Below are 24,743 nucleotides of genomic sequence, written 5' to 3' on the forward strand. Positions count from 1 at the left end.
GAGCCCTGGAAAAGAGGCGGGGCTCCGCCCCGCTCCCCGCCGGGGCCGGAGGCCCCGGACCCCTGAGCTTACGCCGCCTTGGCGGTGCCCTGACGCTCCTTGAGGAAGCGGTAGAACTCCACGCCTTCGCGCAGACGGCGCTTCATCATGTCGGGGGAGCGCACCATCTCGCCGACGATCGAGGCGATCTTCGGGGCGCGGAAGTAGAACTTTTTGTAGAACTCCTCCACCGACGTGAAGATCTCGGTGTGCGACAGGTGCGGGTAGTGCAGAGGCGCGACCTGCACGCCGTTCTCGTCGACCAGCTCGGCGTTCTCGATGTCGAGCCAACCGTTCTCCACCGCCTGCTTGTACAGGAACGTGCCCGGGTAGGGGGCCGCCAGCGAGACCTGGATCGTGTGCGGGTTGATCCGCTTGGCGAAGGCGATCGTCTCCTGGATCGTCTCCTTGGTCTCGCCCGGCAGGCCGAGGATGAAGGTGCCGTGGATGGCGATGCCGAGCTCGTGGCAATCCTTGGTGAACTTCTCCGCAACCTCGACCCGCATGCCCTTCTTGATGTTGTGCAGGATCGTCTGGTTGCCGGACTCGTAGCCGACCAGTAGCAGGCGCAGGCCGTTCTCCTTGAGCACCTTGAGGGTCTCGCGGGGCACGTTCGCCTTGGCGTTGCACGACCAGGTCACGCCGAGCTTGCCCAGCTCACGGGCGATCTCCTCCGCACGCGGGAGGTTGTCGGTGAAGGTGTCGTCGTCGAAGAAGAACTCCTTGGTCTGCGGGAACTCCTTCAGGCAGTACTTGATCTCCTCGATCACGTGGGCGACCGAGCGGGTGCGGTAGGTGTGGCCGCCGACCGTCTGCGGCCAGAGGCAGAAGGTGCAGCGGCTCTTGCAGCCCCGGCCCGAATAGAACGAGATGTAGGGGTGCTTCAGGTAGCCGATGAAGTACTTCTCCATCTCCAGGTCGCGCTTGTAGACGCTGGTGACGAAGGGCAGCTGGTCCATGTCCGTCATGATCTCGCGGTCCTCGTTATGGACCACGACGCCGTTCGCATCCCGATAGGACAGACCCTTGATCTCGGACATCGGCACGCCGTCGGCGACTTCCTTGACGGTGAAGTCGAACTCGTTGCGCGCGCAGAAATCGATCACCGGGGCCTGGGCCATCGCGCCGGCGGCGTCCACCGCCACCTTGGCACCGATCAGGCCGGCGATCAGCTTCGGGTTCGCGGCCTTGAGCGCCTCAATCGTCTTCACGTCGGACTTGAACGACGGCACCGAGGTGTGGAGCACGACGAGGTCGAAGTCGTTGGCCTGGGCCACGATCTCGGGGAGCTTGATGTTGTGCGGGGGCGCATCGATCAGCTTCGAGTTCGGCACCAGGGCGGCCGGCTGGGCCAGCCAGGTCGGGTACCAGAACGACTTGATCTCGCGCTTGGCCTGATAACGGGAGCCGGCGCCGCCGTCGAAACCGTCGAAGGTGGGGGCCTGGAGGAAGAGCGTGCGCATGGGGTTCAAGGCCTCAGGGCGTTGCCGGGGGAGGGGTGAGGAAGCGATGGCCGCGTTCAACGTGTGGGTGCGCCAGCGTCGCGGCCGAGGTCGGCGTCCGGGATCAGAGTACCGTCCGCAACCACGTGATAATCATGACCTTTCCATGTCACCGCCCCCGACACGAAGGCCCAGGAGAAGTTCAGGAAGGAGAGGATGTCGCGGATCGGCAACAGTCCGTACGGGTGCGGGGCGAGGCCGAACGCCCGTTCCAGTTGCCGGCACAGGATGATCCGTCCGGCGAGCGCCAGGCCGGCCACCACCAGGGCGCCGGTGCCGGCCCCGGGCAGGAGCGCGCCGATCAGGGCCAGGGGCAGGGCGTGGGTTACGATCGAGCCGGCATAACCGGCCGGATCGACGGTGCGGATGGTGCGGTTCCAGCGCAGCTCGTGCCGCCACAGGCCGGGAAGCTCGGTGTCGACACTGGTATGGCCGATGGTGAAGCTCGGGATCACCACCCGGCCGCCGAGACCGCGGAGCGCGGCGCCGATCGCGTAATCGTCGGCCAGATCGTTGCGGAAGATGCGGAAGCCGCCGACCGCGTCGAGGCTCGCCCGGGTGAACGCGATGGTCGAGCCGAAGCACGGCTTGGCCAGGCCGAGGCTCAGGCCCATCACCACGTTGGGCAGGAACTGCGTGTCGATGGCGAGCGCCGAGAGCTGGTCGTAAAGGCCGCGGAAGGCCGGGACGCCGTGATACAGGCAGGTGACGCCGGAGACGCCCTCCTGCGACAGCTCGGCGACTAGCCGCTCCAGGTAATCGGGCCGGACCACCATGTCGCTGTCGGCCAGAACGATCACGTCGTGGGCGATCCGCTCGGCCATGTTGATCAGGTTCGAGACCTTGCGGTTCGAGCCGTGCTGGCGGCCGTCGATCACGAGGTCGATGCGGGCGGCCGGGTAGGCCTGCTTCAGCCGTTCGACCACGGCGATGGCCGGGTCGGCGGCCTTCTGGACGCCGAACACGACCTGAACCGGGCCGGCGTAATCCTGCCGGAGCACGGTCTCGAGATTCTCGTAGAGGTTGGGCTCCAGGCCGCAGAGCGGCTTGAGCACCGTCACGGACGGACGGGGCGCGCCCGCTTCCAGCGCGGGCACGGGGCGGGCGGCGAAGCGGCCGGCCAGATAGGCGGCGGCCAGCGCATAGAGACAACCCGCCGCCGCCAGGAGAAGGCAAAGCAGCGAGAGCCACGAGAATGCGGTGAGCGCCAGGGCGGTGAAATCCATCCGGTCGGGTCCGTGCGGTCGTCCGGCCGCTTCAGGCGGCGATGGCCGCGTGCGGCCCGGTCAGGGCGGCAGGCACAGCTGTTCTATTCACGGCGTCGATGGTCACGGTGTCGGTTTTGCGGCGAGCATGCCGTCGGCGCGCTGGCGAAGGAACTTCACCACCGCGTCGGCACCGCCGGCCTTCAGCGGCGCGGACAACGCGTTGCGCTGGGCGGCAATCTCGCTGACGTCACCGTTGAGCAGCACGTCCTGAATACGGTTGCCGGCATTGACCACGAAGTCGACCGCCGAATCGTCGCCGTCGGCCGCGGTGACGCGGGTCGGCACCACGCGCTGGCTGCCGCGCTCCTCGACCTTCGGGGTCACGTCGAACTTGCCGCCGGCCGCCCGGGCCAGGCGATTGGCGTAGGTCACGGTCAGGCTGCGCTTGAACGCGTCGGTGACCGCCTCCTGCTGCTCCGGGGTGAAGCTCGACCATTTCGAGCCGACCGCGACGCGGGCCATGGCCGGGAAGTCGAACGCCTTTTCGAGGGCCGGCCCAACCGCCGCGACCCGGGCGGGCAGGGGGCTCGGGCCGTCCTTCAGGGCGTCGGTGAAGGCCGCGTAGAGATCGCGCACGGTCTGCACCGCAGGATCGTCCGCCGCCCAGGCCGAGACTGGAGCGAGGAGGGGGGCGGCCAGCAGGGCTACGGCCGCGAGCCGACGGGTCAGGCGCACTTCTTCAACTCCTCGCCCTCGCCGATCCGCGAGCCCATGCGGGGCGGGGCGTAGCTGTAGAACGGGCCGAGCGTCGCCGGCTGCGGGACCATCTTGGCGGAACGGCCGATTGCGGCCTCGGGCTCACGCTCCGCATCGGCGGCGGTCTCGGCCGTGAGCTTGGCCTCGATCCGGTGCCAGAGCAGCAGGCCCGGCACGCCGACGCCGAGATCAGCGAAGCGCTTGACCAGCGACAGGGCCAGGGCGGCCTCGGCGGGAATATTGAACAGGCCGCAGAGCGCGATCAGTCCACCCTCCTGGGCCCCCAGGGCGCCCGGCACCGCGAAGGCCGCGCCACGGACCGCCTGAGCCAGGCTCTCGATCACCAGAGCCTGCGCGAAATCGACCGGATAGCCCATGAAATGCAGGCAGACATAGACTTCGAGGGTGCCAATGACCCAGCCCGCCAGGTGGATGACCAGGGCCGCGACGAAGCGGCCGTGGTTGCCGTACATCCGGCGCAGGCTGTCGTAGAGCTGGTCGATCGCGCCGAAGGCGCGCCACTCGCGGCCCGAAGCGAAGCGGCTCATCAGGCCCTGGATGATCCGGTGCCCGGCCCGCCGCTGGATCAGGTAGAAGGCGCCCAGCGCCGGCACCGCGACCGCCAGCCCGCCCGCCACCGTCCGGGCGATGGGCCCGTCGCCGGCGATCAGGACCAGGAGGCCGAGGCCGATCACCGTGAACAGGAGCTGCGTCAGCGCCTGCGTCATCAGGTCCACGAACATGCTGGCGCCGGCCATGGCGCCCGGGACGCCGCGCTTGGACATCAGCCGCGCGCCGACGAAGTCGCCGCCCACCGTCGCCACCGGCAGCAGCGTGTTGATTCCCTCGCGGACGAACCGCAGCGACACGCAGTCGCCGAGCCTGGCGGCGCCCGCCGGGAACACGACGTGCCAGCCGAGCCCCGCCCAGGCGACGGCGGCAACACGGGCCACCACCACCAGGGCGGCGCCCCAGCCGGCGCTCATGACGGCGGCCGACACGTCCTCCAGGCCGGAGGACATGAACAGGCCGACGACCGTGCAGAGACCGGCGATCGAGGCCAAGGTCGTCAGGCGCTTCATAATGGTCTTTCAAGCTCGCAAATGGCTTGATGCGGGAAATCGGTCACGGTCGCGGCAGAAATAGGTCCGGGCGACCAAGAACGTTTCTGCCACGTTGCAGCACGGATTACCGGTGTCTATCACCCGTTTGACACACCGGGAGCCAAAGCGGTGGCCGGGCCGAAGCGCCCGAGCAGAAGACCGCGGCACGTCGCAGAAGGGGCACACGTCATGGAGCGCGAATCACCGATCACGGCCGTCGAGGCCGTGAGCGACGACACGCATGCCGGCGGCCTCCGGGGCGGAATGGAGCCCGGCATCCCGGCGCCTCACTCCCCGGTCATGGCCTGGAACGAGTGGGACCCGCTGGAGGAGGTGATCGTCGGATCCCTCGACGGCGCCACCATCCCGACTCACCACCTGACGGTGATCTTCAACCTGCCGCGGGCGGCCCAGCCGTTCTACCGCTTCGCCAGCGGCTGGAAGTACCCCAAGTTCATGAAGAAGCTGGCGCAGCAGGAGCTCGACAACTTCATCAAGATCCTGGCCGGCGAGGGCGTCAAGATCCGCCGCCCCGACGCGGTGGACTTTTCCCGGAAATTCAAGGCGCCGCGCTGGACCTCCCGGGGCTTCTGCGTCGCCTGCCCGCGCGACCCGTATCTGGTCATCGGCGACGAGATCATCGAGAGCCCGATGTGCTGGCGCTCGCGTTACTTCGAGGGCGACGCCTACCGGTCGCTGTTCAAGGAGTATTTCCGCGCCGGCGCCCGCTGGACCTCGGCCCCGCGGCCGCAGCTGACCGACGACCTCTACAATTACGATTACCGGGTGCCGAACCTGAAGGCCGGCGAGCCGATGCAGTTCACGGTCAACGAGTTCGAGCCGGTCTTCGACGCCGCCGACTTCGTCCGCTGCGGCCGCGACCTGTTCGTGACCCGCTCGAACGTGACCAACCTGATGGGTATCGAGTGGCTGCGCCGCCACCTCGGCCCGGGCTTCCGCATCCATGAGATCGAGAGCCGCTGCCCGCAGCCAATGCACATCGACTCGTCGTTCATGCCGCTCGCCCCCGGCAAGGTGCTGGTGAACCCGGACTATATCGACGTCGAGAAGCTCCCCGCCGTGCTCAAGAAGTGGGACGTGCTGATCGCCCCGCGCCCCGACCCGGTCGAGGGCTTCATGAGCAAGATCTCGATGTGCTCGCCCTGGACCTCGATCAACGTCCTGGCCATCACCGAGAAGAAGATCGTCGTCGACCAGAGCCAGCCGACGCTGATCAAGGCGCTCAAGGATTGGGGCTTCGATCCGATCCCGGCGCCGTTCCTGAGCTACGGCCCGTTCGGCGGCTCGTTCCACTGCGCCACCCTCGACGTCCGCCGCCGCGGCGTGCTGAAGTCGTATTTTTAGGGTCTGTTCGCACTGACGACCTCCATCGCGGGTCGTTGGCGATCATCGGACATCCGAACCTGTCCCCTCATCCTGAGGTGCCGAGCGATCAACGATCGCTCGGCCTCGAAGGAGCCCTCCAGGATCCACCGCGAACTCTGGAGGGCTCCTTCGAGGGCGCCGCTGCGCGTCGCCACCTCAGGATGAGGTCGAGGATGGGATAGACAGGTCGAGCATGCCTTCCGATGAGTCCGCTCCGGAAAGCCGACGACCGCACATTCACGGCGCCGAAATCCCCTCGATCAGCGCCTTGTTGAACCCCTCGGGGTCGGACATCTGCGGCGCGTGGCCCAGTTCCGGGAACTCCACAAGCCTGGCCCCCGGGATCGCCTTGGCGGCTTCCTTGCCGAGTTCCGGGTAGTTCCCGAGCGACGCCCGCACCTCCGGCGGGGCGAGGTCCTTGCCGATCGCCGTGTTGTCCTTCTGGCCGATCATCAACAGGGTCGGCACCGCGATCTGCGGCAGCCGGTAGACCACCGGCTGGGTCAGGATCATGTCGTAGAGGAGCGCCGAGTCCCAGGCGACCGCCTCCTTGCCCGGGCCGGCGTTGAGCCCAGCCAGCATCGTCACCCAGGGCTCGTAGCGCGGCTCCCACTGGCCGGCGTAGTAGGTCGCGGTCTCGTAGGCGCGGATCGACGCCGCCGAGACCTTCAGCTCGCGCTGGTACCATTGCTCCACGGAGGTCGGCGGCACGCCCTTGGCGCTCCAATCCTCCAGCCCGATCGGGTTGACCAGCACCAGCTGGGCCACGTCCTTCGGGTAGAGCAGGGCGTAATGCGCGGCCAGCATGCCGCCGGTGGAATGGCCCACCAGGATCGGCCGCACGATTCCGAGCGTGTCGAGCAGGGCGCGGGTATTCTCGGCGAGTTGCCGGAACGTGAACTGGTAGGCCGCCGGCTTGCTCGACTTGCAGAAGCCGATCTGGTCCGGGGCGATCACCCGGTAGCCGGCCCCGGTCAGCGCCCGGATCTGGCTCTCCCAGGTCGCCGCGCAGAAGTTCTTGCCGTGGAGCAGCACGGCGGTGCGCCCGTTCGGTTTTTCCGGCCGGACGTCGAGATAGGCCATCTGCAGGGGCTGGCGCTGCGACGTGAAGGCGTAGCGCTCCACCGGGAACGGGTACGCGAACGCGTCGAGTTCGGGGCCGTAGGCCGGATCCATCAGCGGCTCGGCGCCGGCGCCGGAGAACGTCAGGGCCAGCAGGGCGGCGGATGCAAGCGTGGAGCGAAGCATGGATGGACTGAATGCCTCAGCGGCGTGAGGCGCCGCGCTGGCCGCTCAGATCGGGCATCGGGGCCGTCCTGTCCAATCGGCGAGGGCGCGCATCTTCGCGGCCGCGCCGGCCCGCGCTATCTCTGAGATGTCCCGCCGGTCCCCGACCCGGCGCGCAGGAGCTCACCCCGATGCGTCTCCCCATCCTGGCTGTCCTCACCGGCGCCCTGGTCCTCGCAGCAGTGCCGGCCCGGGCCGCGGATGCCTGCGACGCCCTCGCCGCCAAGGTGATCCGGATCACCGGCGCTTCCCTCGCCGGCCGGGACGGCCCGTTCGCGGTGTTCCGGGCGCAGGATGCGGAGCGGATGAGCCTCGATTGCCGGGCACCCGCCCGGATCACGATCGCCTCCCGCGACCGGGAGCCGCCGCCCGCCTACTTCACCCTGGTGGGGCTGGCTGCCCAAGCCCTCACCGGGGCGGATGTCCCCGCCGCCGAGGTGCTGGCGCTCAACCTCCATCAGGACAGCCTGCTGGCCGACGCGCCGCAGCGGGGCGGCACCGGCCGGGCGCTGATGCTGTGCGAGACCGGCCCCCGGGCGGATGGGCTCCGGGATGACCTCACGGTCTGCCGGGTCGCGCCCCGGGCCGGGGTTTCGCGAATCCGCCGCGCGGGGTAGAGCGCAAGCCATGTCGACACGCGAAACACCCGGCCCCGTCGTTCAAGTCGGCGAAGCGCGCTTCGCCAACCACCTGCCGCTCACGCTGATCGCCGGCCCGTGCCAGCTCGAAGGGCGCAATCACGCCCTGGAGATCGCCGCCGCGCTCAAGGAGATGGCGGCGGGCCTCGGGATCGGCCTGGTGTTCAAGACCTCGTTCGACAAGGCCAACCGGACCTCCGGCAGCGCCGCCCGGGGCATCGGCCTCGAAGGCGCTCTGCCTGTCTTCGCCGAGATCCGGGAAACCCTGGGCCTGCCGGTGCTCACCGACGTGCACGCCGCCGAGCAATGCGCGCCGGCCGCCGAGGCCGTGGACGTGCTCCAGATCCCGGCCTTCCTGTGCCGGCAGACCGACCTGCTCCTGGCGGCCGCCGCCACCGGCCGGGCGGTCAACATCAAGAAGGGTCAGTTCCTGGCGCCCTGGGACATGAAGCACGTCGCCGCCAAGGTGACAGAGGCCGGCAACCCGAACGTCATCGTGACCGAGCGCGGCGCCTCCTTCGGCTACAACACCCTGGTCTCGGACATGCGCAGCCTGCCGATCATGGCGCAGGTGACCCACGGGGCGCCGGTGGTGTTCGACGCCACCCATTCGGTGCAGCAGCCGGGTGGGCAGGGCGCCAGCTCCGGCGGGCAGCGGGAATTCGTCGCCGTGCTGGCCCGGGCCGCGGTGGCGGTGGGCGTGGCCGGGGTGTTCATCGAGACCCATCCCGATCCGGACCGGGCGCCCTCGGACGGTCCCAACATGGTCGCCCTACGCGACATGCCGACCCTGCTCGAAGAGCTGATCGCCTTCGATCGCCTCGCCAAGAAGCGCTTCGCCTGATTGGGCTTTGATGAATCGCAGGTTTTCGACGCAAAACCGCGGGACACTTTTGCGAAACCTGCTTCGCTCAGGCCGGCCGGAGCACGTGGATGCGCAGGGGCTGGACCAGGGCGTAGCGCCCGTCGGCCTCGCGCTCGGCGGCAGCGCGGAACGCCACCTCCACCACCGGCCGCCGCGCCCTTATCGTCGCTTCGCGGGCCGGATCGACCGCGCTGACCCGCGCCAGGAAGGCGTCGAGCGCCGCGAAGGTCTCGCGCCGCGCCACCGTCACGTCCTGCCGGCATAGAAAGGCGCCGCTCGCGAGCGCCGCCGCGATGGCGTCTTGAGCGGCGGCTCGCACTGCGGTCTCGTCCTCGATCGGCCGCAGGGCGTCGAAGAAGCTGCCTTCCGCCAGGGGCTCGACGACCACCAGGATGCCGCCCGGCACCAGGATCCGCGCGGCCTCGGCCAGGGCGGCGGCCGGGTCGGGCACGTGGTGCAGGGCGTTGAGCATCACGGCCCCGTGGAAGCTCCCATCGGGAAACGGCAGCGCCTCGGCCGAGGCGGCCTCGAACCGCGTGCCCGGTACCGCGGACCGGGCCTTCTCCAGCGCTGCTGCACCCGGATCGACGCCGGTGACCGCCGCGCCGTCTTCGGCAAGCCGCTGCGCCAGGGTCCCGGCACCGCAGCCGATATCGAGGACGCGCTTGCCCGGAAGCGGTGCGAAGGTCTCGCGGATCAGCGTCAGGGCATCCATCGCAGGGCTCTCCGGACCGGCGCCGGTCATGGGCGCCGGCGGACCTAAGCACAGTCCCGCTTGGAACGGGATGCACGGATTGGCGTCATACCCGCTGAGACCGCCCGGCCGCCGAAGACTTGACCTGGCCGCCGCGTCACGAGCGCGAAGCCGACCAAGACCCACCGATCCCGGCGCTCCAGTGCGGAAAATATTCGCAAGTCCAGCGACGGACAGTTTCGCAAACTCAGGACCGGTGAGGCGCAGTGTCAGCGCGCCGCGGAGATGAACCGCCGTTCACCAAATCATCATCATCCGAAATGGCCCGCGAAAACTTGGAACCCTCCGCCCAGCGGCCACGTTAATGGGCATGTTCGATCGAGGATCGAGAAGGTACATTATGCGCAAGATTGGTATCATCGCCACCGCCGCCGCCCTGGCTCTCGGCAGCGTCGCTGCCACGACCGGCGCCGAGGCCCGCCCGTACGGCTTCCACGGCGGTTACGGCCATGGCGGTGGCTACGGCTACCGAGGCGGACGTCGCGGCATCGGCACCGGTGCGGCCATCGGTCTCGGCATCGCCGGCTTGGCGGCTGGTGCGGTCGCCGCCGGTGCGGCCAACAACTACTACAACGGCGGCTACGGTGGGTACGGCGGCGGTTACGGCTACGCCCCAGCCTATGGCGCTCCGGCTTACGGGTACGGTGCTCCCGCCTACGGCTACTACGGCTCGCCCTACTAAGGGCAGCGATCCAGACGGATCAGAGGGCGACCGGCGCGAGCCGGTCGCCTTTTTCGTATGTGGCTCAGCGCCCGCGATAGGGTGCGACCCCGGTCTCAGGCAGCCAGATCGTCTTGGGCGGCTCGCCGGTCTGCCAGAACACGTCGATCGGAATGCCGCCGCGCGGGTACCAATAGCCGCCGATGCGCAGGTAGCGCGGCTCGAGCAGGTCGCGCAGCCGCTTGCCGATCGCCACCGTGCAATCCTCGTGGAACGCCCCGTGGTTGCGGAAGGCGCCGAGATAGAGCTTCAGCGACTTCGATTCCACGAGCCAATCGCCGGGCACGTAATCGATCACGAGGATCGCGAAATCCGGCTGGCCGGTGACCGGGCAGATCGAGGTGAACTCGGGCGCGGTGAAGCGCGCCACATAGTCGGTGTCGGCATGCGGGTTCGGCACCCGGTCGAGGCGGGCCTCGGTGGGCGAGGCGGGCAGCGGCGTGGCCTGGCCGAGTTGGAGCGTCTCAGATGTGGTCATGCCGCCCGTATAGATCCGGACAGTTTTGGATTCAAAAGGGCTGAGCCCTTTGGGATCCGCTGACCCTGAGTGCCGGCACGTGGGGGTTGTCATGACGCGTGCACAGGCAGCGCCTACGCTGGTGCTTGCCGCCGAACGCGGCTTGACGGATAAGCCGCCGCGATGCGCCGCACCCCGGATCGGGGCTGCCGCCGCCGAACAGCGGCCCCGCGAGAGGACGTTCCATGACCGCGATCACCAATATCAGCGCCCGCGAAATCCTCGACAGCCGCGGCAACCCCACGGTCGAGGTCGATGTCCTGCTGGAAGACGGTTCCTTCGGCCGCGCCGCGGTTCCGTCGGGCGCCTCCACGGGCGCGCACGAGGCGGTCGAGCTGCGCGATGGCGACCAGAGCCGCTTCCTCGGCAAGGGTGTGCTGAAGGCGGTCGAGGCTGCGCAGACCGAGATCCTGGACGCGATCGGCGGCATGGAGGCCGAAGAGCAGGTCGCCGTCGACGAGGCGATGATCGAGCTCGACGGCACGCCGAACAAGGCGCGCCTCGGGGCCAACGCGATCCTCGGCGTCTCGCTGGCGGTGGCGAAGGCGGCGGCCGAGGCCTCCGGCCTGCCGCTCTACCGCTATGTCGGCGGCGTGCAGGGCAGGGTCCTGCCGGTGCCGATGATGAACATCATCAACGGCGGGGCGCACGCCGACAACCCGATCGACTTCCAGGAATTCATGATCCTGCCGGTGGGCGCGGAGTCGCTCGCCGACGCCGTGCGCATGGGCTCAGAGGTGTTCCACACCCTCAAGGGCAAGCTGAAGAAGGCCGGCCACAACACCAATGTCGGCGACGAGGGCGGCTTCGCCCCGAACCTGCCGTCCGCCGAGGCCGCCCTCGACTTCGTGATGGACGCGATCACGGCCGCCGGCTTCAAGCCCGGCACCGAGATCGCCCTGGGACTCGACTGCGCCGCCACCGAGTTCTTCAAGGACGGCGCCTACGCCTACGAGGGCGAGGGCACGAACCGCTCGATCGAGGCCCAGGTCGATTACCTGGCGCAGCTGGTTGCCAACTACCCGATCCTGTCGATCGAGGACGGCATGTCCGAGGACGACTGGGCCGGCTGGAAGCTCCTGACCGAGAAGATCGGCGATCGCTGCCAGCTCGTGGGCGACGACCTGTTCGTGACCAATGTCGAGCGCCTGTCCCGCGGCATCGCCGAGGGCACCGCCAACTCGATCCTGATCAAGGTCAACCAGATCGGCACGCTCACCGAGACCTTGGCGGCCGTCGATATGGCCCAGCGCGCCGGCTACACCGCGGTGATGTCGCACCGCTCGGGTGAGACCGAGGACTCGACCATCGCGGATCTCGCGGTCGCCACCAATTGCGGGCAGATCAAGACCGGCTCGCTCGCCCGCTCTGACAGACTGGCCAAGTACAACCAGCTGATCCGCATCGAGGAGGGCCTGGGCCCGCAGGCGCTCTACGCCGGCGCTTCGGCGATCAAGCATCTGGCGCGCGGCTGAATGCGCACACGTCTTCCCTCCCCAGCTTGTGGGAGGGAAGACGTGTGCCGTCTCTCAAATCGTACCGTCATTGCGAGCGCAGCGAAGCACCCCAGGGAACCGCAACATTCTGAGATCGCGCGCTGCTCTGGGTTGCTTCGCTGCGCTCGCAATGACGGCGACATCACTCCGCCGGCAGCGTCCAAACCTTCTGCGGGCGCGCCAGGCCCCGCAGCTCGATGATGCCCACGGCCTCCAGCGCCCGGCTGCACCGCTCCGCGAATGAATCCGAGATCAGCAGCGCGTGCCCGAGCGCCTCGCACTGGCTCTCGATCCGGCTGGCCTCGTTCACCGCGCGCCCGATCACCGTGAAATCGAGGCGTCGCTCGGTGCCGACATTGCCGTAGACCACCGTGCCGAAATGCACGACGCAATCGGCCGTCAGTTCCGGTAGCCCTGCCTCGCGGCGTCGCTGATTGAGTACGGCGTTGGCCGCGAGTCCGTCCGCGGCGGCGTCGAGGGCGCTGCTGCAGACCGGGCAGGGGAGGATGCCGGCATCTGGGACCGGGAAGATCGCCAGGAAGCCGTCGCCGAGGAATTTCAGGATCTCACCGCCGTGCCGGGCGACCGGGTCGCCCAGCGCGTCGAAATGCTCGTTGAGCCACGTGACCATGTCGTAGGGATCGGCCCGGTCGGACAGGGCCGTGAAGCCGCGCAGATCCGTGAGCAGGATCGCGGCCGGAACGGCCCGTCCCTGGCCGCGCTGGATCTGGCCGTCCAGCACCCGCTCCGCGGTGGAGCGCCCGAGATAGGTGGCCGTGACCTCGCGCAGGGTATGGCCCAGGCCGAGCTTGGCCACCGCCAGAGCGAGCACCGGCAGCACCTCCGCTATTGCTCTCAGGTCGGCCTCCGAGAAGCCGGACCGCGCGCGGGTGCAGAACGAGATCGCGACGCCGCGGAGCGCCGTGCCGGGCGCGAAGCCGACGATATGGACCGCGTATTCGGTGCCGCCCTCGGCGCGCAGGTCATGCAGGACCGGATAGTCGGTCTCCGGGCCGGGGGAGTCGAGCCGCCAGCGCCCGAAATTCTCATCCCGCTCCAGCATCGCGAAGATCGGGCTGCGCAGCCAATCTGCTTCCTGCTCGGCGCCGTGGGGATTGGGCACGAAGCTGAGGCCCTGGCCGAGATGCCAGTTCAGGCTGACGCCGCGCACCATCGGGTCGATGGCCGGCGTCATGACGCTGACCCGCCAGAGCGGGACGCCGGACGCGCACAGGCCCTCGCAGACCCGGGCGAGCAGCGTGTCGTAATCGTCGGTCGCAGTGGCGTGCTCGGCGATCCAGCGCGTCAGGTCCGTCATGTCCATCCGTGCGCGTGGGCTCCCGAGGTTCGGGCCGGATCATAGCCGATGAGCACGATCCCACAGCCTCGAAAAGCTCCGTTAACCTTTCCGCGCGAGGCTCCCGCCATGGTCGTCCGCCGCCGCGTCAGAATGGTCGTCTTGCCCCTGGGTCTCTGGACCCTGTCGGCGCTCGTGGTCGGCTTCTTCGTCTGGCAGGCCGAGAGCGGCAATCGCGGCCTCGAAGCCAAGAAGGTGTTGAAGATCCGCGCCTACGGCCTGACCCAGGAACTCGCCGCCGTCCGCGCGGAGCGCGCGACCTGGGAGCACCGGGTCGCGCTGCTCAAGAGCGACCAGATCGACCGCGATCTCCTCGAGGAGCGCGCCCGGATCGTGCTCGGGCGGGTCCACGCCAACGACGTGGTCGTCATCACACCCTGACCGACACGCCGCGACTTTAGATCCCCTCTGACAAGAGCGGCGACCTGTCAGAGCGTCCGCCCTCGCTTTCCCAACGGTGCTGTCCTACACCCCGTTCCAGTCGCGTGGAATCACGGGGAGAGCGCCGATGGACGCCGCCAAGGAGCCTGCGAAGGACGCTTCGTCCTCGCAATCGCAGGTCGCGAGCCCGGAGGCTGGAAGCTCGCAGGCTGTGGAGGCGCACAAGCCGGCGCCGAACATGCCGCAATTCACCCGCGAAGAAGACCTCCACGCCTATCACGAGATGCTGCTGATCCGGCGTTTCGAGGAGAAGGCCGGCCAGCTCTACGGCATGGGCCTGATCGGCGGCTTCTGCCACCTCTATATCGGCCAGGAAGCCGTGGTGATCGGCATGCAGATGGCCTCGATCGACGGCGATCAGGTCATCACCGGCTACCGCGACCACGGCCACATGCTGGCCTGCGGCATGGACCCGAAGGGCGTCATGGCCGAGCTGACCGGCCGCCGGGGCGGCTACAGCCGCGGCAAGGGCGGCTCGATGCACATGTTCAGCCGCGAGAAGCAGTTCTTCGGCGGCCACGGCATCGTCGGCGCGCAGGTCTCGCTGGGCACCGGCCTCGCCTTCGCGGACCATTACCGGGAGAACGGCAAGGTCAGCCTCACCTATATGGGCGACGGCGCGGCCAACCAGGGCCAAGTCTACGAGAGCTTCAACATGGCGGCTCTGTGGAAGCTGCCGGTGGTCTACGTCATCGAGAACAACCGCTACGCCATGGGCACCTCGGTGGCCCGGGCCTCGGCGCAGACCGACTTCTCCAAGCGCGGCCTCTCCTTCGGCATTCCGGGCGAGCAGGTCGACGGCATGGACGTGCGCACCGTGCGCGAGGCGGCGGCGCGGGCGGTCGAGCATGCCCGCTCGGGCCAGGGCCCCTACATCTTGGAGATGCAGACCTACCGCTATCGCGGCCACTCCATGTCCGATCCGGCCAAGTACCGGACCAAGGACGAGGTCTCGAAGATGCGCGACGAGCACGACCCGATCGAGATGGTGCGCAAGCGCCTGCTCGAGTTGCACGGGGTGCCGGAGGCGGAGATCAAGGCCACCGACGCCAAGGTCCGCGAGACCGTGAACGCGGCGGCCGAGTTCGCCACCAACGATCCCGAGCCGGATCCCGCCGAGCTCTGGACCGACATCCTGCTGGAAGCGCACGCCTAGCGCGTTCCCGAAACACTGGCCGCCCCTACCGAAAAGACGACCGCAGAGCTGAGCATGGCGACCGACATCCTGATGCCCGCCCTCTCGCCCACCATGGAGGAGGGCAAGCTCGCCAAGTGGCTGAAGAAAGAAGGCGATCCGATCAAGTCCGGCGACGTGCTGGCCGAGATCGAGACCGACAAGGCGACCATGGAGGTCGAGGCCATCGACGAGGGCGTGCTCGCCAAGATCCTGATCGAGGAGGGCACTGAGGGCGTCGCGGTCAACACGCCGATCGCGATCATCGCTGGCGAGGGCGAGGACGTGTCGGAAGCCGCGGCCAGCGGCGGCAAGCCGAAGCCCAACGGCGCCGGCGGCCACCCGGCCCCGACGCCGGACATGCAGGCCGAGGGGATGGCCGACAAGCCGGCCCCCGCGTCGAAGTCCGGCGAGGATGCGCAGAAGGCCCCGGCGGCGCCTTCCGTCATCACCAACAAGGCCGACGAGCCGGTGATGGAGGAGTTCCCGGCCAACACCCCGATGGTCACCACCACGGTGCGCGAGGCCCTGCGGGACGCCATGGCCGAGGAGATGCGCCGCGACGGCGACGTCTTCGTCATGGGCGAGGAGGTCGCCGAGTATCAGGGCGCCTACAAGATCACCCAGGGGCTGCTGCAGGAATTCGGCGCCCGGCGGGTGGTCGACACCCCGATCACCGAGCACGGCTTCGCCGGCATCGGCGTCGGCGCGGCGCTCTCCGGCCTGAAGCCGATCGTCGAGTTCATGACCTTCAACTTCGCCATGCAGGCGATCGACCAGATCATCAACTCGGCGGCCAAGACCCTGTACATGTCCGGCGGCCAGCTCGGCTGCCCGATCGTGTTCCGCGGCCCCAACGGCGCCGCCGCCCGGGTCGGCGCCCAGCACAGCCACGATTACGCCGCCTGGTACTCGAACGTACCGGGCCTGAAGGTGATCGCCCCCTACACGGCCTCGGACGCCAAGGGCCTGCTCAAGGCCGCGATCCGCGACCCGAACCCGATCATCTTCCTCGAAAACGAGATCCTGTACGGCCAGTCCTTCCCGGTGCCGCAGCTCGACGACTTCGTGCTGCCGATCGGCAAGGCGCGGGTCCACCGCACCGGCAAGGACGTGACCATCGTGTCCTTCGCGATCGGCATGACCTACGCGCTCAAGGCCGCGCAGATCCTGGCCGAGGAGGGCATCGAGGCCGAGGTGATCGACCTGCGCACGATCCGCCCAATGGATTCCGAGACGGTGGTGCGCTCGGTCAAGAAGACCGGCCGCTGCATCACCGTGGAGGAGGGGTTCCCGCAATCCGGCATCGGCGCCGAGATCGTCGCCCGCCTGATGGTCGACGCCTTCGACTATCTCGACGCCCCGGTCCTGCGCATCACCGGCAAGGACGTGCCGATGCCCTACGCGGCCAACCTCGAAAAACTCGCCCTGCCGAACGTGGCCGAGGTCGTCGAGGCGGCCAAGAGCGTCTGCTACAAGTGACGGGCGTCGCGGGCGGACAGGCCGCCCCGTCCTCCCGCCCCGTCCGGGTTCGGAGACCAGCCGGCGCACCATGAGCCAGGATCCCACACAGGACTTCGTCGAACTTGCCATCCCGCCGGACGCCCGCGCGCAGGGCGGCATCGAGGTTCTGCGCGCGGCCGTTGTGGACGGCGCCGTCAGCGTGGCCCTGCGTCGCTCCTTCGACGATCCCGCGACCTGGGGCCGGCTGCTGATCGACCTCGGCCGGCAGGCGGCCCGCGCCTACGCGCTGGAGACCGACATGTCGGAGGAGGAGGCGTTCGAGCGCATCCGCGCCGGCTGGGAGGCCAAGGGGCTCGACCCCGGCGGCTTCAACTAGCGATGGCGGCATCCGACCATGGCTGAGGCGGCTGTCCGACAGGCGACCTACGCGGATCTCGAAGCGGTCCCGGACCATCTGGTGGCCGAGATCATCGACGGGGTGCTGGAGACGCACAGGCCCCTGCCACCCTTGCAGGGAGCAGCCGCTTTCTCGCTGGCGGCGACTCTGGGTTCGCGCACGCCCCGCAGACGCGATGATCCGGATGCCTGGATCTACATGAGCAAACCGGAGCTTCACTTCGGCCCTCAGGTGGTGGTGCCCGATCTCGCCGGCTGGCGTCGCAGGCGGATGCCGACCGAACCCACGGATGCCTTCATCGAAACGCCGCCGGACTGGGTGTGCGAGATCCTCTCGCCCTCCACGATTCGCCTCGATCGCAGCCGCAAGCGCCGCATCTATGGGGAGGCCGGAGTCGACTTTCTCTGGCTGCTCGATCCAGCCGAGGGTGTACTCGAAGGCTTCGCTCTCGCGGACGGTTACTGGCTCCTCGTAGACACTGTGCTTCGCGGCGAGACCGTGTCGCTCGCGCCCTTCGACGCCGTCCCGTTCCCCCTCGACGACCTGTTTCCCTTCGACGATCCGGCCGCCCCGGCCTTGCCCGAGACCTGATGCCATGCCGATCAACGTGCTCATGCCCGCCCTCTCGCCGACCATGGAGAAGGGCAACCTCGCCAAGTGGCTGAAGAAGGAGGGCGACGCCGTGAAATCCGGCGACGTGCTCGCCGAGATCGAGACCGACAAGGCGACCATGGAGGTCGAGGCCATCGACGAGGGCGTGCTCGCCAAGATCGTCGTGCCCGAGGGCACCGCCGACGTGCCGGTCAACGACCTGATCGCGGTGATCGCCGCGGAGGGCGAGGATCCGTCGAGCGTGCAGGCCGCGAGCGGCGGCAACGGCAAGGCCGCGCCGGAGGCCAAGTCCGAGGCGAAATCCGCCGCCGCGCCGGCCCCGGCCGACCAGAACACCACGCCCGGCGGCGGCCACATGTCCTACGAGCGGGTGAACGAGGCGCCGGAGGGCGCTCAGCCCGGCGGCAGCCCGCAGCCCCAGGGGGCAGGCGGCCGGGTGTTTGCCTCGCCGCTGGCGCGTCGGATCGCCAAGCAGGAGGGCGTCGACCTCGCCGCCGTCGAGGGGAGCGGCCCGCACGGCCGTATCATCGCCCGGGACGTCCAGGCCGCCAAGGCCTCCGGCGGCGGCAAGGCTCCGACGCCGCAGGCCGCCGCCGAGGCGCCCAAGGCGGCCGCCCCGGCCCCGAAGGCCGCCCCCGCAGGCGGGGCGCCGGCCGGCCTCAGCCTCGATCAGGTCCGGGGCTTCTACGCCAAGGGCTCCTACGAGGAGGTGCCGCTGGACGGCATGCGCAAGACCATCGCCAAACGCCTCACCGAGGCGATGCAGGTGGCCCCGCACTTCTACCTCACCGTGGATTGCGAGCTCGACGCGCTGATGAAGCTCCGCGAGACCCTCAACGCCTCCGCGGGCAAGGACAAGGACGGCAAGCCCGCCTTCAAGCTCTCGGTGAACGACTTCGTCATCAAGGCCATGGGCCTGGCGCTCACCCGCGTGCCCGCCGCCAACGCGGTCTGGGCCGAGGATCGCGTGCTGCGCTTCAAGCAGGCGGAGGTCGGCGTCGCGGTGGCGATCGACGGCGGTCTGTTCACCCCGGTGATCCGCCGGGCCGACGAGAAGACCCTGTCCACCATCTCAAAGGAGATGAAGGATTTCGCCGCCCGGGCGCGTGCGAAGAAGCTCAAGCCGGAAGAGTACCAGGGCGGTGTCACCTCGGTGTCGAACCTCGGCATGTTCGGGATCAAGCACTTCACCGCGGTGATCAACCCGCCGCAATCGAGCATCCTGGCGGTGGGCGCCGGCGAGAAGCGGGTCGTCGTCAAGGATGGCGCCCCGGCGGTGGTCCAAGTGATGACCGCCACCCTGTCCTGCGACCACCGCGTCCTCGACGGCGCACTCGGTGCAGAGCTGATCGCGGCCTTCAAGGGGCTGATCGAGAACCCGATGGGCATGTTGGTCTAAGCCGGAGCACGCAATGTCCGACACCTACGACATCCTCATCATCGGCGCCGGGCCCGGCGGCTACGTCACGGCGATCCGGGCGGCGCAGCTCGGCTACAAGACCGCCGTGGTCGACCGGGAGCATCTGGGCGGCATCTGCCTGAACTGGGGCTGCATCCCCACCAAGGCGCTGCTGCGCTCGGCCGAGATTTTTCATTACTTCCAGCATGCCGGCGATTACGGCCTCACCGCCGAGAAGGTCGGGTTCGACACCGCGGCAATCGTGAAGCGTTCGCGGGGCGTCTCGGGCCGGCTCAACGGCGGCGTCGGCATGCTGCTCAAGAAGAACAAGGTCGACGTGATCTGGGGCGAGGCTGCGGTCGACAGCGTGGCCAAGGGCAACCAGCCCGGCCAGGTCACCGTCAAGGAGTCCAAGCGCGCCGAGCCGCCCAAGGGCGCCAAGGGCGCCGGGACCTACCAAGCCAAGCACATCATCGTCGCCACCGGCGCCCGGCCCCGGGCGATCCCCGGGATCGAGCCCGACAAGAAGCAGATCTGGACCTATTACGAGGCCATGGTGCCCGAGGCGATGCCCAAAAGCCTGCTGGTGATGGGCTCCGGCGCCATCGGCATCGAGTTCGCCTCGTTCTACAAGACCATGGGCGCGGAGGTGACCGTGGTGGAGCTGCTGCCGCAGATCCTGCCGGTGGAGGATGCCGAGATTGCGGGCCTCGCGCGCAAGCGCTTCGAGAAGCAGGGCATCAAGATCCTCACCGGCGCCAAGGTGACGAAGGTCGAGAAGGGCGCCGATTCCGTCACGGCGACCATCGAGGGCGGCGACGGCAAGACCCAACAGATCACGGCCGAAAAACTGATCTCGGCGGTGGGCGTGGTCGGCAACATCGAAAATATCGGCCTCGAAAAGCTCGGGGTGACGATCGACCGCGGCATCGTCGTCACCGATGGGCTCGGCCGGACCAACGTGCCCGGCCTCTACGCCATCGGCGACGTCGCCGGCCCGCCGATGCTCGCCCACAAGGCCGAGCACGAGGGCGTCATCTGCGTCGAGACCATCAAGGGCCTGCACACCCACCCGATGGACAAGGCCAAGATCCCGGGCTGCACCTATTGCCAGCCGCAGATCGCCAGCGTCGGGCTCACCGAGGCCAAGGCCAAGGAGCTGGGCTTTGCCGTGAAGGTCGGCCGCTTCCCGTTTGCGGGCAACGGCAAAGCGATCGCGCTGGGCGAGCCGGACGGGCTGATCAAGACGGTATTCGACGCCAAGACCGGCCAGCTGCTCGGCGCCCACATGATCGGCGCCGAGGTGACCGAGCTGATCCAGGGCTACGTGGTGGCGATGAACCTAGAGAGCACCGAGGAGGAGCTGATGCATACGGTGTTCCCGCACCCGACGCTCAGCGAGATGATGCACGAGAGTGTGCTCGACGCGTATGGCAAGGTGATCCACACCTGAGACCTGAAACGGGCTGAAAGCTCCTTCAAAACAAGCTGTTAGCCGCAACAGGGTAAGCAGCAGATTGCTCAACGGTCAAGGCTCGGAGGGGTGCGTAGCGTCCCTCCTGCGGCCCTTCAGTGTGCCCAGATTGTGCCAGCGGTGTGCTTCGGTGCTAGTCCGTGGCGTCCCGGATCGGGTTGTTTGCAGCCGGACATTCCGCGATTCTGGCCAGTTTATTGGTTGAGCGTCTTGGCCGTTGTTGAGCGCCGCTCCGCCGTTTGAAACCCAGATCGGAGGTATTCGGGAGGCAGCAAGATGCCGACGTTCCCCTTCATGAAGCGGCAACCCAAGCGCCACGTAGGGTGAGTATCAAGCCTAGAAGAAGGGTCAGGCCGAAGCCATGGCACATTGGCCTCAGATGGCTCGCTCTTAACCCTCCAGCTGCGAGAACAGCGCATCGCTGTCCCCGCTCGTCAGACGCGGAGAGAGTTGACGGAAGGACCACCGAGCATCGGGCGCAGCCCTATCGAACCGGAGCACCGCGTCTGAGCGGTTCGAGTCCCACTTGGTCGGAACGCCGGGTGTGATCTGATCACCCTTCAAGGACGGGATTAGGTCTATAGCGGAGACTTTGTGCTTTCAGCGGACGATCCGAAGCACCTTCAACTATGTCGATTGCCACTTGGTACAGGTTTGCAGAATGCACTGAAAAATGTGGGAGATGAACACCACACCCGCTCTCAGGGGCGATAACCGATTGGGCTCTGATGAGGAGCGCACGAGCGATCCCTCGCTGACCAGACATCTGGGGGTGAAGTTCGACGTGCTCAGCGATGCCCTTCTGTTCAAACTCACGTGGGGATGCTATCCATCCGCACAAGAACAAAAAGCGAACATCTCTTGTGATGGGAGCGGGTGCTCGCTAAGGTTGTCGCAGGTCAATGCATATTCGATGGCACCCATGCGAGCAGACGAGCGACGGATTTACTATTACGATCTGATGATCGGCAAGCGCGAAAAATCCTCACATGTGCCAACTCTGAGAGAGTTGTTCGACTTATGGCAGGAACGGACACAAGCAAAAATGCATTTCACGTGCTTCAGGACGAAAAAGTAATATATCAAATCAATGATGCGAGGCTCAACAATACGCAGGACAAGATCACGCTACAGATCTCAGTAATTGATAAACTCATGCCCGACGCCGCCTATGCAGACATGCAAACCCGTGTGACAACTGTCATGAAGAAAACAGCACAGCAAGGCGGGAACTTGTCTGCGCATCTTGTAATAAACATCGACCCTTACAAGGCTAACACGCATTTATGCTTGCTAGAAGGCGTAAGAAGGCTCAATGCAACAAGCATATATCGGTTGCTCAACAGACTGATCCGGGATGCGCATCAAACAGATAATATGCGCTTTTCATACCCTGATCCGGGCGGCGCCAAGACGCGCGACGGCGCACCCAAGCGCCACTCCTATTTACCTCTGGTCCGTTTGAACGGACATCCCTCGCCAACACTAATCCGCGACCTCGAAAACGGAGACATTCGCAACATCAAACTTACCAAAACTAAAGAAGCCACTGCATTCTCGGACAGTGAGTTTCTGACTGAAGAAAGTTATGAATTGACCTTGGGCATAAAGCCAGAGGTCGATCGCAAGGGCCTCTTTGCCAAGATATTGGGCGCCGTAACCAAACACAAAGACGATTACAAGACCGGACGAATTGCTTTCACCGATCAAAATAGAAATAATCACAATTTGGAATTCGATGTCGAAACGGGCGAGCCTGCATCAGAAGATTTTATCAAGTACACGACCTTGAGGAAGATTAACCCGCCATTGGCTGATGCCTCCCCCACCATAGTCGGGCATATGGAAGCAGAAATGCTGGCCCTGCTAGCCGTCGGCCCCGGAGCGTGAGCGGTGATCTGGTATCAAATAAAGCGACCATTCGCATTCCTTCGGATCAGGAACACTGAGTTGATGGTGTTGCGCACCACCATTCCTGCGGTTGTTACCGCGTTTGCTTGCATTATATATTGGGCGTCACCGTACAAACCAGAAATTATAGGCGACAAGCATTATGTCGATTACGTTCTACAAATTGTTGGCAGTCTGCCCGGGTTCTACATTGCGGCTTTGGCCGCGGCCGCCACATTCAGCAACAGAAGTCTAGATGAGGAAATGGGCGGCAAAAATGTTCCTATGCTCGACATCCAAAGAGGCGGGGAGACGTTCAACGTAGCACTCACACTCCGCGTATTCATGTGTCATCTTTTCGCCTATCTATGCGCGTTATCTTTCCTCACTTGTGTTATCGGCGTTTCCATTATGGAGTTTGCGCCAATACTAAAGCAAATCGAGGCCGAAAACGCTCATCATTCGGTCGCCGCGTCGGTTGCGTTTACGTTTAAGTATGCAGTCGTCGGCTGGTTTACTTTTTGCCTGGTGCGCATCGTCACGATAACGCTCCACGGCCTGTTCTTTCTGATAGAGCGGATGCATCAGGAGAACCGCTAAAACCTTCCCCAAACGATTAAGTCGCGTCCTCTAGCAGGTACGATTCTCGCGTTAACTCACGTCGCTCCTTTTCAGGATAAGGATGGCTCGATCCGGATGAGCGGGTTTACTGCCTGTGAACGTCATAGACGCGACGGATAGTGGCCTTGTTCCGACAGCCGCACCACGTAGATTTGCTGAGAGGGAACCAACAGCGGTTCACATGATGCGTCGACAAACGTTTTCCGGAGCAGTCCTGGTGTGGATCATAAGCCCCCCCATAGCTTGGGCGGCAGGCAATCCGGCTTCCGTACCAGCCAAGTACGACGGCCGATGGAATATCGATGTGACCACCATATCTTTGAAAGTTGGACCGTCGCACAGATGGATCTTGCCGGAAGCACCTTCGTCGCTCAACGCGCCCCATGGCGCTTCGTGACCGTAAGCATTGACGCCATGCGCTTCCTCAGGCCGATCGAGGTTGGTGACGAGGAAAGCGTCTACTGCATTCTTCAGGAGGAAGGCGACACGTCCATAGCGGTGAAGATCGAGACCTGGGTTCGGGACCGGTCCGGCACAAACCCGGAGAAGATAATCGAGGGCGTGTTCACCTACTTATTTTTGAGTGAAAAGGAAAAAGCTTATAATATTGATGCCGGCCGATAACGGAAAGTCGAAGAGGCGGCTGTCGTTAACAAGGGTGTACTCTCAAACAAATACGCAATAAACAGTGATCGAAAAAGACCGAGATTTTTTGAATTGCCCCAAGAGAGATCGATGACCTGTATCGAACATGGGTCTGATCACAATCCGCTTATATAGTAATAGAGTGTGATTTGGCAGATATACACATCAACAAAATTTGATATGCTTGCTGTTGTAGCCGCATTTATGTTAGTGCTAAAAATAGCTAAACGGTTGACGGGGCAATATATGAGTAAAGACGTTGCCGTATTCGCTGTTCCAGGCACCTGGGCAGATTTCTTTGCCAAGCCGTCCATGTTGGGCATTGCGAAGCAAAAATTTGCATCGTTAATATTTGGGCCGATAGAGCAGACACCACAAGTCTCTTGGTTTGAAGAAGGCTCAGAATTCAACATAGAACTTTCGTTCCTTTTAAGCCAAAACTCAATTTGCATTAAGCAAATACCAATCAAGTGGGCACAGCACAATACTTTCACAAGCAGGCGGCAAGCGTCGGAGGAGATCATCAGTAGAGTGGTGACGCACGTAGACAACCAAAGGAATTCTACAGAATCATATCTGACGCCTGTATTCATTATTGCGCACAGCCACGGGGGAAATGCTGCAGTTCTAGCTGCAAAAAAACTTCGAGATAAAGGAATAGCTACGCAAGTCATAACGCTTGCAACTCCTTTTATATCCGTTGCTCGACCGGAGAGCAGCTTCATCTATCAGTCGTTTTCGCTGACTAAAACTGCTAGAATAATTTATTATTTTATCGCTACCTACCTCATTGGCATATGTACTGCCTTATATTTTATGCCGGACTTCGCCGGCGTTAGACTTTTTTTGATAAAAGACTGACCTGACCGGCTGGCTTTGGACCGGGCTGATTGAGAGGATCAGCCAGGACCGGAGGAGTCGGACATGCGGCGAGGTCAGAAGACGAACGCGGAGCAGGTGGTGCTCAAGCTGCGCCAGATCGAGGTGCAGACAGCTC

Annotated in this window: 24 protein-coding genes; 16 read left to right on the forward strand and 8 right to left on the reverse strand. The window is 65.7% G+C overall.

Annotated features, from left to right (window positions below; translation table 11 throughout):
• Nucleotides 1-68 precede the first annotated feature (68 nt).
• The 4 genes from hpnJ to MKK67_RS20715 all read right to left on the reverse strand — a co-directional run bounded on the left by hpnJ (nt 69) and on the right by MKK67_RS20715 (nt 4,587).
• Complete coding sequence (gene hpnJ / locus MKK67_RS20700) at nt 69-1,502, reverse strand: hopanoid biosynthesis associated radical SAM protein HpnJ (RefSeq protein ID WP_243968924.1); 1,434 nt, start codon at nt 1,500-1,502, stop codon at nt 69-71.
• Nucleotides 1,503-1,558: 56 nt separating this feature from the next.
• A complete protein-coding gene (hpnI, locus tag MKK67_RS20705) occupies nt 1,559-2,767 on the reverse strand; it encodes a bacteriohopanetetrol glucosamine biosynthesis glycosyltransferase HpnI (RefSeq protein WP_243968926.1) in 1,209 nt (402 codons plus the stop codon).
• Between the two features lie 102 nt (nt 2,768-2,869).
• Nucleotides 2,870-3,484: a phospholipid-binding protein MlaC gene (locus MKK67_RS20710; RefSeq protein WP_243968928.1), complete on the reverse strand. Its 615-nt coding sequence runs from the start codon at nt 3,482-3,484 to the stop codon at nt 2,870-2,872.
• The gene (locus MKK67_RS20715; RefSeq protein ID WP_243968930.1) at nt 3,475-4,587 is read right to left on the reverse strand and encodes a flippase-like domain-containing protein; all 1,113 of its coding nucleotides are present in this window, start codon (nt 4,585-4,587) and stop codon (nt 3,475-3,477) included. Before MKK67_RS20715 ends, MKK67_RS20710 begins: the two co-directional genes overlap by 10 nt.
• Before the next feature lie 210 nt (nt 4,588-4,797).
• Between MKK67_RS20715 and MKK67_RS20720 the strand changes: the two genes are divergently transcribed.
• Nucleotides 4,798-5,973 carry an amidinotransferase gene (locus MKK67_RS20720; protein WP_243968932.1) on the forward strand — a complete coding sequence of 392 codons (1,176 nt, stop codon included), beginning with the start codon at nt 4,798-4,800 and terminating at the stop codon, nt 5,971-5,973.
• Nucleotides 5,974-6,231: 258 nt separating this feature from the next.
• Here MKK67_RS20720 and MKK67_RS20725 read toward each other — a convergent pair whose 3' ends face one another.
• Nucleotides 6,232-7,242, reverse strand: coding sequence for an alpha/beta fold hydrolase (locus MKK67_RS20725; RefSeq protein ID WP_243968933.1), 1,011 nt, complete (start codon nt 7,240-7,242; stop codon nt 6,232-6,234).
• Between the two features lie 170 nt (nt 7,243-7,412).
• Here MKK67_RS20725 and MKK67_RS20730 point away from each other — a divergent pair, with 170 nt between their 5' ends.
• Both MKK67_RS20730 and kdsA read left to right on the forward strand, forming a co-directional pair.
• The gene (locus MKK67_RS20730) at nt 7,413-7,898 is read left to right on the forward strand and encodes a hypothetical protein (RefSeq protein WP_243968935.1); all 486 of its coding nucleotides are present in this window, start codon (nt 7,413-7,415) and stop codon (nt 7,896-7,898) included.
• A 10-nt stretch (nt 7,899-7,908) separates the two neighbouring features.
• On the forward strand, nt 7,909-8,763 hold the full coding sequence (gene kdsA, locus MKK67_RS20735) for a 3-deoxy-8-phosphooctulonate synthase (RefSeq protein WP_243968937.1): 855 nt from the start codon (nt 7,909-7,911) through the stop codon (nt 8,761-8,763).
• Between the two features lie 67 nt (nt 8,764-8,830).
• Here the strand turns inward: kdsA and MKK67_RS20740 are convergent, their stop codons facing one another.
• Entirely contained in the window at nt 8,831-9,499 is a 669-nt protein-coding gene (locus MKK67_RS20740; protein WP_243968939.1) for a class I SAM-dependent methyltransferase, read from the reverse strand.
• A 379-nt stretch (nt 9,500-9,878) separates the two neighbouring features.
• Here MKK67_RS20740 and MKK67_RS20745 point away from each other — a divergent pair, with 379 nt between their 5' ends.
• Entirely contained in the window at nt 9,879-10,220 is a 342-nt protein-coding gene (locus tag MKK67_RS20745) for a hypothetical protein (protein ID WP_243968941.1), read from the forward strand.
• A 64-nt stretch (nt 10,221-10,284) separates the two neighbouring features.
• On the opposite strand, the gene queF is transcribed toward MKK67_RS20745, so the two are convergent.
• On the reverse strand, nt 10,285-10,737 hold the full coding sequence (gene queF, locus MKK67_RS20750) for a preQ(1) synthase (protein ID WP_243968943.1): 453 nt from the start codon (nt 10,735-10,737) through the stop codon (nt 10,285-10,287).
• A 224-nt stretch (nt 10,738-10,961) separates the two neighbouring features.
• Between queF and eno the strand changes: the two genes are divergently transcribed.
• On the forward strand, nt 10,962-12,251 hold the full coding sequence (gene eno / locus MKK67_RS20755; protein ID WP_243968945.1) for a phosphopyruvate hydratase: 1,290 nt from the start codon (nt 10,962-10,964) through the stop codon (nt 12,249-12,251).
• A gap of 163 nt (nt 12,252-12,414) precedes the next feature.
• Here eno and MKK67_RS20760 read toward each other — a convergent pair whose 3' ends face one another.
• Nucleotides 12,415-13,596, reverse strand: coding sequence for an adenylate/guanylate cyclase domain-containing protein (locus MKK67_RS20760; protein ID WP_409568424.1), 1,182 nt, complete (start codon nt 13,594-13,596; stop codon nt 12,415-12,417).
• 102 nt (nt 13,597-13,698) lie between these two features.
• On the opposite strand from MKK67_RS20760, the gene MKK67_RS20765 reads away from it, so the two are divergent.
• The 11 genes from MKK67_RS20765 (at nt 13,699) to MKK67_RS20815 (ending at nt 24,607) form a co-directional block, all read left to right on the forward strand.
• Nucleotides 13,699-14,010, forward strand: coding sequence for an FtsB family cell division protein (locus tag MKK67_RS20765; protein ID WP_243968950.1), 312 nt, complete (start codon nt 13,699-13,701; stop codon nt 14,008-14,010).
• A 127-nt stretch (nt 14,011-14,137) separates the two neighbouring features.
• Nucleotides 14,138-15,226, forward strand: coding sequence for a pyruvate dehydrogenase (acetyl-transferring) E1 component subunit alpha (pdhA, locus tag MKK67_RS20770; RefSeq protein WP_409568133.1), 1,089 nt, complete (start codon nt 14,138-14,140; stop codon nt 15,224-15,226).
• Nucleotides 15,227-15,280: 54 nt separating this feature from the next.
• A complete protein-coding gene (locus tag MKK67_RS20775) occupies nt 15,281-16,726 on the forward strand; it encodes a pyruvate dehydrogenase complex E1 component subunit beta (protein ID WP_243968952.1) in 1,446 nt (481 codons plus the stop codon).
• Nucleotides 16,727-16,796: 70 nt separating this feature from the next.
• Entirely contained in the window at nt 16,797-17,084 is a 288-nt protein-coding gene (locus MKK67_RS20780) for a DUF5076 domain-containing protein (RefSeq protein ID WP_243968957.1), read from the forward strand.
• 18 nt (nt 17,085-17,102) lie between these two features.
• The gene (locus MKK67_RS20785) at nt 17,103-17,696 is read left to right on the forward strand and encodes a Uma2 family endonuclease (protein ID WP_279601735.1); all 594 of its coding nucleotides are present in this window, start codon (nt 17,103-17,105) and stop codon (nt 17,694-17,696) included.
• 4 nt (nt 17,697-17,700) lie between these two features.
• Nucleotides 17,701-19,116: a pyruvate dehydrogenase complex dihydrolipoamide acetyltransferase gene (locus MKK67_RS20790; protein ID WP_243968961.1), complete on the forward strand. Its 1,416-nt coding sequence runs from the start codon at nt 17,701-17,703 to the stop codon at nt 19,114-19,116.
• A 13-nt stretch (nt 19,117-19,129) separates the two neighbouring features.
• Nucleotides 19,130-20,569, forward strand: coding sequence for a dihydrolipoyl dehydrogenase (gene lpdA, locus MKK67_RS20795; RefSeq protein ID WP_243968963.1), 1,440 nt, complete (start codon nt 19,130-19,132; stop codon nt 20,567-20,569).
• A 1,041-nt stretch (nt 20,570-21,610) separates the two neighbouring features.
• Complete coding sequence (locus tag MKK67_RS20800; protein WP_243968965.1) at nt 21,611-22,480, forward strand: hypothetical protein; 870 nt, start codon at nt 21,611-21,613, stop codon at nt 22,478-22,480.
• A gap of 63 nt (nt 22,481-22,543) precedes the next feature.
• Nucleotides 22,544-23,080, forward strand: a complete 537-nt coding sequence (locus MKK67_RS20805; RefSeq protein WP_243968966.1) for a hypothetical protein — start codon at nt 22,544-22,546, stop codon at nt 23,078-23,080.
• 240 nt (nt 23,081-23,320) lie between these two features.
• Complete coding sequence (locus MKK67_RS20810; RefSeq protein ID WP_243968968.1) at nt 23,321-23,725, forward strand: acyl-CoA thioesterase; 405 nt, start codon at nt 23,321-23,323, stop codon at nt 23,723-23,725.
• Nucleotides 23,726-23,926: 201 nt separating this feature from the next.
• Nucleotides 23,927-24,607, forward strand: coding sequence for a hypothetical protein (locus MKK67_RS20815; protein WP_243968971.1), 681 nt, complete (start codon nt 23,927-23,929; stop codon nt 24,605-24,607).
• Nucleotides 24,608-24,743: the final 136 nt, after the last annotated feature.

The organism is Methylobacterium sp. J-072 (assembly GCF_022829425.1).
Taxonomy (GTDB): Bacteria; Pseudomonadota; Alphaproteobacteria; order Rhizobiales; family Beijerinckiaceae; genus Methylobacterium.